This window comes from Anabaena catenula FACHB-362 (genome assembly GCF_014698735.1).
Taxonomy (GTDB): Bacteria; Cyanobacteriota; Cyanobacteriia; order Cyanobacteriales; family Nostocaceae; genus Anabaena; species Anabaena variabilis_A.
Genome location: NZ_JACJTQ010000056.1, coordinates 21,865 through 32,262 on the forward strand (window position 1 = coordinate 21,865; position 10,398 = coordinate 32,262).

Consider the following 10,398-nt stretch of genomic DNA (forward strand, 5'->3'; position numbering starts at 1 on the left):
AAAAGCTAAAAAAATGGGCGCATTATGCTCCTATGAATTATCTACACAAATTTTATTTAGTTGAAGCTGAAATCCAACGGATTTTAAACAAAAATAATCAAGCTATAGACTTATATGATCGAGCTATTACTCTGGCTAAAGAAAATGAATATATCAACGAAGAAGCACTAGCAAACGAATTAGCAGCTAAATTTTATCTAGCAATAGGCAAAGAAAAAATAGCAAGGGTATATATGCAAGATGCTCGCTATTGTTATGAAATATGGGGAGCAAAAGCCAAGGTTAAAGATTTAGAAACCCGATACCCGCAATTATTACAAACATTAGAAGTAAGTCAAAAGACCAGAATTAACAAAACCCCAAATTCTCTTTCATCAACAAGTGGCAGTAGTAGTGGTGAAGCACTAGACTTAACAACAGTGATTAAAGCAAATCAAGCTCTGGCAAGTGAGATAGTTATAGATGAACTACTAGCTAAACTGATGAAAACCCTCATAGAAAATGCTGGGGCGCAAAAAGGTTTTTTGATTTTAGAAAATCAAGGAACACTGCTGATAGAAGCTCAGGGAACAGTGAATAGTGATGATATCCAATCTACTGAGCGCATTAGTGTTTTGCAATCTCTACCTATTGAAACCTCACTAGAATTATCACCAGCAATCATCAACTACGTTGCCCGCACCAAAGAAAGTATCATCTTGAATGATGCCACCCATGAGGGACAATTCATAGTTGATCCTTACATTCAAAAATGCCAGCCTAAATCAATTCTTTGCCTACCGCTATTGAATCAAGGCAAACTTGTAGGAATTGTCTATCTAGAAAATAATCTGACAACAGGAGCCTTTAGCCAAGAGCGATTAGAAATATTAAACCTGCTGTCCTCACAAGCGGCCATTTCCATTGAAAATGCTCGGTTCTATTCCACGCTGGAAGCAAGAGTTGACCAGAGAACAGCTGAACTTCAGAATACGCAATTACAACTCCAGCATCGCGCCGCAGGAGAAAGTTTACTCAGTGGCATTTCCCGCCAGTTCATCGACCAAGATGCAGAGATAGCTGTTAATTTTACACTACAGGCGATCGCTCATTTTCTCCAAGCCGAACGTAGCTTTATATTTGAACTTTCCGCAGCCCAAAACCGATTCTACCTGATTTATGAATGGTCTGCTCTTGGTGTTGAGCTATTATCCACACAGGTAACAAACGCTGCCCATCAACTGCCCCATTGCCACAGTCAAATTCTCAGTGGTAACACCGTACAATTTTCCTGTGTCGCTGAACTACCAACCCATATCCCAGACACAATATTTTTTGCCGCACAAGGGATTCAATCGGCAGTGATAGTACCGATGATTCATGGTGATCAAGTGGTGGGATGCATAGGTGCAGACGTAATTCACCACAGCAAAACTTGGAGCGAAGAAGATATCAGTTTGCTGAAACTAGTAGGAGAATTGATTGCCATTGGTCGCGCCAGACAGCAAGCAGAAGCAGCACTCAAACAAGCTAAAGAAGTAGCCGAAGCAGCCAATCGCGCCAAAAGTGTTTTCTTGGCGAATATGAGTCATGAACTGCGGACACCGCTAAATGCCATTCTTGGTTTTGCCCAACTGATGAATCGAGATTCAAACTTGATAGGTCACTTACGGGATTACTTGGCAACTATCAACCGCAGTGGTGAACACCTACTGAGCCTAATTAATGACGTACTGGAAATGTCCAAAATTGAAGCGGGAAAGCAAGTATTAAACCCAGTTCCCTTCAACTTACACCTGTTGCTGCAAAGTTTGGCAGAAATGTTTTTAGTCCGAACTCAAGCTAAAGGTTTATCACTACAGTTTCAACTGGCACCAGATTTACCTGAGTACGTGATTACAGATGAAGGTAAACTACGCCAAGTAATAATTAACCTGTTGGGTAATGCCGTTAAGTTTACGGCTCAAGGAGTAGTGAAGCTGCGTGTAAATTTGGGTACTGGAAATCGGGGATTAGGAACTAGGAAAGAAACTAATCAAAATGAGTTAGACTCTTTTGAGTACCCAATCGCCAATACCCAATCCCTCATCTTCGAGATAGAAGATACCGGATGTGGCATGATTGTCGCAGATATTGAAGGACTGTTCCAACCCTTTGTGCAAACAAGTAGTGGAAAGCAAGCAAAAGAAGGAACAGGTTTAGGACTAGCAATTAGTCGCCAGTTTGTCAGGTTAATGGGAGGAGATATTCACTGCACTAGTACCTTGGGGCAAGGGTCGATTTTTCACTTTGATGTACAAGTGCAAATTACTCAACCACCAATAGAAATAGTCAATCAACGGCAGGTGGTAAAACTCGCTGCCAATCAACCAGCCTACCGAATTCTTGTAGTTGATGACCGCCCAGAAACACGAGAATTATTATCGCAATTACTCAAATCTGTGGGCTTTGAAACCCGTCATGGGACAAATGGTCAGGAAGCAGTGGAGATGTGGCAACAGTGGCATCCCCACTTGATTTGGATGGATATGCGTATGCCTCTAATGGATGGTTACGCCGCCACACAGCAGATTAAAGCCATGCAAAAAACTAAACTAGACAGCCAGACGGTGATTATTGCTTTGACTGCCAGTGCTTTTGAGGAACAGCGTGTAGAGATTTTAGCTGCTGGTTGTGATGATTTTGTCCGTAAGCCATTCTCCATTGATATGATTTTTGACAAGATGGCTGAGTATTTGGGAGTTCAGTACATCTATGCACAAAAGTCAGAAACTACAGAGGCGAAACCAATACCCAGTCGCAAGGATGCAGACAAAGGACAACAATATCGTGACTTAACTCAGGTGATGTCGAGTGATTGGATTGTTGAAGTACATCAAGCTGCTTTGGAGGTGGATGGCGATCGCATTTTACAACTCATTACTCAAATTCCTGATGCTCATGCTGATTTAGCAGCCGCGTTAACTGATTTAGTGCGTCGCTTCTGTTTTGACGAAATTCTGGAATTGACCCAAACAAATACCCGTGACTTGTAAGGTAATGCAACTATGTTTGAAATTTCTGGATATAATAACCTCAATAAAATTTATGAAAGTGATAATTCCCTAGTCTTCAGGGCAGTCTGCCAGCAAGATCAGACACCAGTCATTATTAAAATTCTCAAGCAAGATTATCCTAGTAAAGAAGCGATCGCTCGGTCTAAATTAGAATATAAATTAGTTTCTTCTTTAAAACTCAAAGGAACAGTCAAAACCAGAAGTTTAGAAAAATATCAAAATACCTTAGCTATTATATTTGAAGATGATAATTGTGAATCTCTAAAGTCGCTTATCTCACAGAGAAAATTAACTCTTCAAGAATTTTTAAAAATTGGCATTCAAATTACCCAAACCTTAGCAGAAATCCATGCGGAGAATATTATTCATCATGATATCAACCCAGCTAATATAATTATTCATCCCCAAACACAACAAGTAAAAATTATTGATTTTGGTATTGCCACTATCTTAACCAGAGAAACACCAACTATTTGCCATCCCAATATCTTAGAAGGAACTCTAGCTTATATCTCACCAGAACAAACAGGGAGAATGAATAGAGTTATAGACTATCGCACAGACTTTTATTCATTAGGAGTAACATTTTATGAAATGCTAACTCAGCAACTACCATTTGTAGCCACAGATGCAATTGAATTAGTACATTGTCATTTAGCAAAACAAGCGATCGCACCACATTTAATTAATCCAGAAATTCCCCCCATCATTTCTCAGATTATCATTAAATTATTAGCCAAAACTGCCGAAGAAAGATATCAAAATGCAATTGGTATTCAAGCAGATTTAAAAGAATGTCTCAGACAATTACAACAAAACGACAAAATTTTAGAATTTCCCCTAGCACAACAAGACATTTCCGATAAATTCCAGATTTCGCAAAAACTCTATGGTAGAGAAGCAGAAATTACTACACTCAAAGCAGCAGTAGAAAGAGTCAGCCAAGGAACCAGCGAACTCATACTTATTTCTGGATACTCTGGCATCGGCAAAACATCATTAGTACAAGAAATTTATCAACCACTCACCCAGAAAAGAGGCTATTTTATTGCTGGGAAATATGATCAATTACAGCGTAACATACCCTATAGCGCCTTAATTCAAGCCTTGCGAGAATTAATTAGACAACTACTAACAGAAAGTGAAGCAGAAATAGCAGCTTGGAAAGAGAAAATATTAGCTGCTGTACAAAGCAATGGCAAAGTAATTGTTAATGTTATTCCTGAAGTAGAATTAATTATTGGTATTCAGCCTGATGTACCAGAATTACCACCGAAGGAAGTACAGAACCGCTTTAACATCGTCTTACAGAATTTTATTAGTGTATTTGCCCAAAAACAACATCCATTAGTAATTTTTATTGACGATTTACAATGGGCAGATATAGCCTCATTAAAAATAATTGAAAGTTTAATGACACAATGGCAAAAAAAATATTTTCTATTAATAGGTGCGTATCGAGAGAATGAAGTAACTCAAGGACATTCATTATTATTAACTATTGATAATATCCAACAGGTAGGAGCAACAATTAATGATTTATACCTGATGCCTTTAGACATCGCCTCTATTAGCCAATTAATTTGTAATTCACTCAAATGCACACAAGAACAATCTTTACCTTTAGCAAAATTAGCTTTAGAAAAAACTGCCGGCAATCCATTTTTTTTAATAGAATTTTTAAGATTTATCTATAATAAAAAATTACTCAACTTTGATATTAACAAAAGAGATTGGAAATGGAATATTGAAGAAATTAAATCTGCACCTATTGCTGAGAATGTTGTCGATTTAATGACCGAGAAAATTACAGCTTTATCAGAGTCAACACAACAAGTTTTAAAATTAGCAGCTTGTATTGGTAGTCAATTTGATGTACAAACTTTATCAATTATCAATAAAACCAGCATTGATAAAACCAAAGAATTGCTATGGGAAACTATTACACAAGGTTTGATACAGCCTATTGCTAAAGATTATACTTTCATTCAGTTAGGATTTTTTTCAGATGAAATTAAAGTTTTATACAAATTCGTCCATGATAGGGTGCAGCAAGCAGCTTATTCCTTAATTCCTGAAAAATATAAACCTATTATTCATCCTCGAATTGGCAATTTGCTGTTGAATAATACGTCAACTTTAGACCAAGAAAACGAAATATTTTCCATTGTTTATCACTTAAATTATGGAATTAAATTAATTGATAACCAACAGCAAAGAGATGAACTAGCTAAGTTAAATTTAATTGCTGGCAAGCAAGCGAAAAAGTCAACAGCTTATGAAACTGCATGGAAATACCTGACACAAGGCTTAGAATTGTTGGCAGCTAATAGATGGGAGAAGCAGTACGATCTTACCCTTAGCTTGTATGTGGAAGCGGCAGAAACTGCCTATTTGTGTGGTCAATTTGACACAATGGATAAATTAATTTCAGTCGTGCTGCAACGTGCTGTTACTTTACTGGATAAAGTAACAGCCTATGAAATTCAAATCTTTGCTTTAACAGCACAACGTCAACTACTAAAAGTGATTCAGATTGGGCTAGTAGTTCTCAAAGAATTGAAAGTAAATATATCTATTAAACCAACTCTGCTAGATATTTTTTTGGGGGTAATACAAGTCAAATTCACCCTATTAAGTAAACAAATTTTTGACTTAAAAAACCTGACAAAAATGACATCTCCCGAAAAAATAGCTGTAATGAAAATTCTTAGCAGTATTGGTTCTGCTATTTATATGGCTGTGCCTAAACTGTTACCGATAATTGTCTTAAAAGCAACTAATTTATCAATTAAATATGGCAATACTACCTCATCGCCCATTAGTTACGCTAGTTATGGACTAATTCTTTGTGGCGCACTAGGAGATATTGAATCAGGATATAAATTTGGTAATTTAGCTTTGAGTCTATTAACACAACTTAATGCCAAAGAAACAGCAGCTAAAACAATTTACATTGTCAGTGCTTTTATTCAACATTGGCAGGAACATGGTAAGCAAACATTAGAACCTCTTTTAGAAGGGTATACTCTAGGTCTAGAAACGGGAGATTTAGAAAATGCTACCTATTGTGCAGCCCAGTATTGCTACAATTCTTTTTTCGTGGGTAAAGAACTATCATTTGTTAACAGTGAAATTATTAAATACAGTCATGCTATTCAGAAATTTAAGCAAGAAAGAAATTTACAAATGCTTATTTTTCTTAACCATATTGTATCATACATTATGCACAAACCGGGCAATATTGATGATTTGTTAGCTGAAGATAAAGGAATATCACAAAAACTATTATTAGATATTCAAGCTCATGACCGCACATCAATATGTAGTTTTTATTATCAGAAAGCTTTTGTGAATTATTTATTTGATGATTTTTCACAAGCAGTTACAAATTTAGAAACATCGGAAGTTTATATGGATTCTCTGGTGGGACTTTTAGGTGCTGCTATATATAATTTTTATAATTCTCTAATTAAATTATCTGTGTATCCTTCCGTTTCAAAATCGAAAAAAAAAGATTTGCTCAAACAAATAAAAATTAATCAAAATAAAATGAAAAAATGGGCAAGGTTTTCGCCAATGAATCATTTACACAAGTTTTATTTGGTAGAAGCAGAAAAGTATAGAGTTCTTGGTAAAAATAATCAAGCTAGTGACTTATATGATCGCGCTATATCCCTGGCAAAAGAAAATGAATATATCCATGAAGCTGCGATCGCTTACGAACTAGCTGCCAAGTTTTATTTATCCACAGGTAAAGAACTGACAGCCAGAGCTTATATGCAGGAAGCACGGTATCACTATCAACTCTGGGGTGCAGCAGCTAAAGTCCAACATTTAGAAACACAATACCCTCAATTATTAACTATAAATTCATCCAAAAGTAAAGATGCTAAAACTTCTATTAGCATCAGCAATACTGGTTCTACTTCTAATCTTGACATTACCACAGTCATGAAAGCTTCTCAAGCTATTTCTGGGGAAATTATGCTAGATAATTTACTATCTAGTTTAATGAAGATTCTCATAGAAAATGCGGGCGCTCAAAAAGGTTATCTGATTTTAGCCGATCAGGAAAAGTTAGTGATTGAGGCTGAAGGAAGTATCAATTCTGAAGGGACTACTCTTTTACAACCAATACCTGTAGATAACTGCCAAATACTTTCTGAAGCTATCGTCAATTATGTTGCTCGGACAAAGGAAATTGTAGTGTTAAATGATGCAACGAATGAAGGCAATTTTACCAGCGACAATTATATTCAAGCTGCCCAACCTAAATCAATTTTATGTGTACCTTTAATTAATCAAGGCAAACTCATTAGTATTGTCTTTCAACTACCAGAAAATTTACCTAAATATGTAATTACAGATGAAGTAAAACTGCGCCAAGTTCTAATTAACTTGTTAGGAAATGCAGTGAAGTTTACAGATAATGGATTAGTAAAACTGCGTGTGGAATTGGGGAATCAAACAGAATCTTCCCAAGTGATTATTTTCGAGATTGAAGATACGGGATGTGGAATTTCTAGTACAGATATAGAAAGTTTATTTCAACCATTTGTACAAACAAGTTCAGGCAAGCAAGCACAAGAAGGAACAGGTTTAGGATTAGCAATTAGTAGGCAGTTTGTCCGGTTGATGGGGGGTGATATTAATTGCCGTAGTACCTTGGGCAAAGGCTCAATTTTTCGGTTTGATATATCAGTACAAATTACACAACCACCAACAGAAATTGTCAATAAAAAACAGGTTGTAAAATTGGCTGCAAATCAACCAAACTTCCGAATTTTGATAGTAGATGATCGCCCCGAAACCAGAGAACTATTAACACAATTACTCGAATCAGTTGGTTTTGAAACTGGTATTGCTACCAATGGACAGGAAGCGATAACGATGTGGCAACAATGGCAACCCCATTTAATTTGGATGGATATGCGTATGCCATTAATGGACGGTTACACAGCTACAAAAAAAATTCAAGCTATGCAACAAACTAAATCAGATCAAAAAACAGTAATTATTGCTTTGACTGCCAGTGCATTTGAGGAACAAAGAACCGAAATTTTAGCTGCTGGTTGTAATGATTTTGTCCGTAAACCATTTTCTGCTGATGTGATTTTTGAGAAGATAGCTCAGTATTTGGGTGTGCAGTATGTTTATGCAACTGAATCAGAAACTAAAGATGTAAAATTGTTACTTAACCAACAGGATGTAGGGGTAGAAAACCAAAACTTTGATTTAACTTGTTACTTAAAGGATAAAGTGAGCGTTTTTAAAGCATAAAATGGCGCAGCGGATTGAACTGGTAATTATAAAGATTTGTATCAGCATCCATACCGTTCAATGAGAGAAAGTCTAGATTTGTGGTAGGAGCCTATTGCCTCTTGAAAGGCTTGGGGGTCAGTGTGTTAAGCGACCAAGAGTTTAATGATTGGTGTCGCTACGTAAATCTACCACAAGCAGCGCGGCAAATAATCACCCAAATCCGCGACTCTGAACCAATCCGGCGAGTGAAGAGTAGTAGCATCAATGTTAGGGGCGACTACGCAAGTCGCAAAATGGGAAAAACCATCCAATTTGAGTCTCACAAAATAGAACTGCCTGGTGTTGAGGAGTATGAAGAAGACCCAGATGTTCTAGAATACTACGACCAACCCTATCAAATTACTTTAGAATACCTATCAAATAGTGGGCAAATAGTCAAAGCTTCACATATACCTGACTTTTTTGTCATTCGCAACAAGAGTGCAGGTTTTGAAGAGTGGAAACCAGAAAAAAGATTAGAGAAATTAGCGACCAAACAACCGCAGCGATATAAACGCACAGAAGATGGGAAATGGCATAACCCACCAGCAATGACCTATGCAGAAAAATTAGGTTTATACTACCGAATCCGGTTAGATGCAGAAATTGATTGGATTAAATACAGAAATCGACTATTTCTCAAAGCCTATGCCGATGAAAATTACCAAATTAACCCAGAAATAGCTGAAAATATAACTGACTTAGTAACATTAAATCCTGGCATAAATTATTGGGAACTTCTTCATGTTCACCAAATTAATTCTGACGAGATAAATGCTTTAATAGCCAATCAAAAAATTTACATTAACTTAAGTGCTGCCCCTCTAGCAGAGCCAGAGAGAGTACATCTTTTTCGTGACCAACAAACCGCAGTAGCTTATGCTCAAATGGTCAAGTCTCAGCCCAATATGCTCGACGGGCTAAAAACCTTAAACTTTAACAAAAGTCCCCAGGAAACTAAAGCTGACAATCAATTAAGAATCACTCCCAAAGGCATGGATATTTTTCTCAGTGCTAGTCCTGAAGATTTGGCAGAGGCAAACAGAAGATATCAAGTGATTGAACCTTATCTCAACGGCTGTTCTCGGCATAATGAAACTGTACCTGGAAGTACGATTCGCAGATGGAAAGCTAAATTTAAAGCAGCTCAACTTGCTCACAAATGTGGTTATATTGGACTTTTAGATAAACATAGAGCTAAAGGCAACCGCCTCCCCAAAATCTCGTCATCATCTCAAGATTTTATTGACAAAATTATAGAAGACCATTATGAGACTTTTCAACAGAAAACAAAATTAGCAGTTTACGGAATTCTCGCCAGAGAATGGGAGAAAGCAGGTCTAACAGAAAAGCTTCCTAGCTACGCTACATTTTGTTCTAGAATTAAACACCGTTCCGGCTATCGACAGATAAAAAAACGCAAAGGAGCCAGAGCAGCCTATCAGCAATCATTATTTTACTGGGAGTTGAAATTAACCACTCCACGTCATGGTGACCGTCCATTTGAGATAGCTCACATTGACCATACTCAACTAGATATTGAGCTAGTCTGTTCTCGTACAGGGCATTCTCTAGGTAGACCTTGGGCAACGCTTTTAATTGATGCCTACAGCCGTCGTATTCTCGCTGTTTATCTAACTTTTGACGAACCAAGCTATCGATGTTGCATGATGGTGTTAAGAATCTGTGTGCAGAGAGCGTCTTGAAAAGATGCTGCTTGAGGAATTTCTGCCTTCATTACGCAAAAACCCAGGTCAAATTGCTGTTGCTGGGATTGAAGCTATTCCGGCTTCTGGAGGGAAATTTAATACGATTAGCCCCTGAGTTCCCCAGTCCACCTCCGAGAGAGACTATTAAAACGATGCTCAAGGCTTATGTAAATCAATACACTCAGGGTAATGTCTCGGCTTTTGGTCGTTGGCTTGGGCTATCGAGATATGAAATTCTGCATTAGACATCTCCGGAAATAGCTAAAGTGTTACTGCCACTGCTTTTAAAAGTGAGATGCCCCAATGCAAAGGTAGCTGGCTGGTACGCTAAAATAAGCGTTAGAGATGCC

General features: G+C 37.3%; 3 protein-coding genes. All 3 read left to right on the plus strand.

Features of this window, described 5'->3' with window-relative positions; genetic code table 11:
• The first annotated feature begins 32 nt into the window (after positions 1–32).
• The 3 genes from H6G68_RS23580 (at position 33) to H6G68_RS23590 (ending at position 10,045) form a co-directional block, all read left to right on the plus strand.
• A complete protein-coding gene (locus tag H6G68_RS23580; protein WP_190908825.1) occupies positions 33–3,014 on the plus strand; it encodes a GAF domain-containing hybrid sensor histidine kinase/response regulator in 2,982 nt (993 codons plus the stop codon).
• Between the two features lie 12 nt (positions 3,015–3,026).
• Entirely contained in the window at positions 3,027–8,318 is a 5,292-nt protein-coding gene (locus H6G68_RS23585) for an AAA family ATPase (RefSeq protein ID WP_190908826.1), read from the plus strand.
• Between the two features lie 122 nt (positions 8,319–8,440).
• Positions 8,441–10,045, plus strand: coding sequence for a TnsA endonuclease N-terminal domain-containing protein (locus tag H6G68_RS23590; RefSeq protein WP_339327884.1), 1,605 nt, complete (start codon positions 8,441–8,443; stop codon positions 10,043–10,045).
• Positions 10,046–10,398 lie beyond the last annotated feature (353 nt).

Excerpts from the sequence above, each read along its gene's own strand:
- H6G68_RS23585 (WP_190908826.1), top strand. The coding sequence starts at position 3,027 with ATGTTTGAAATTTCTGGATATAATAACCTCAATAAAATTTATGAAAGT.
- H6G68_RS23580 (WP_190908825.1), top strand. The coding sequence starts at position 33 with ATGAATTATCTACACAAATTTTATTTAGTTGAAGCTGAAATCCAACGG.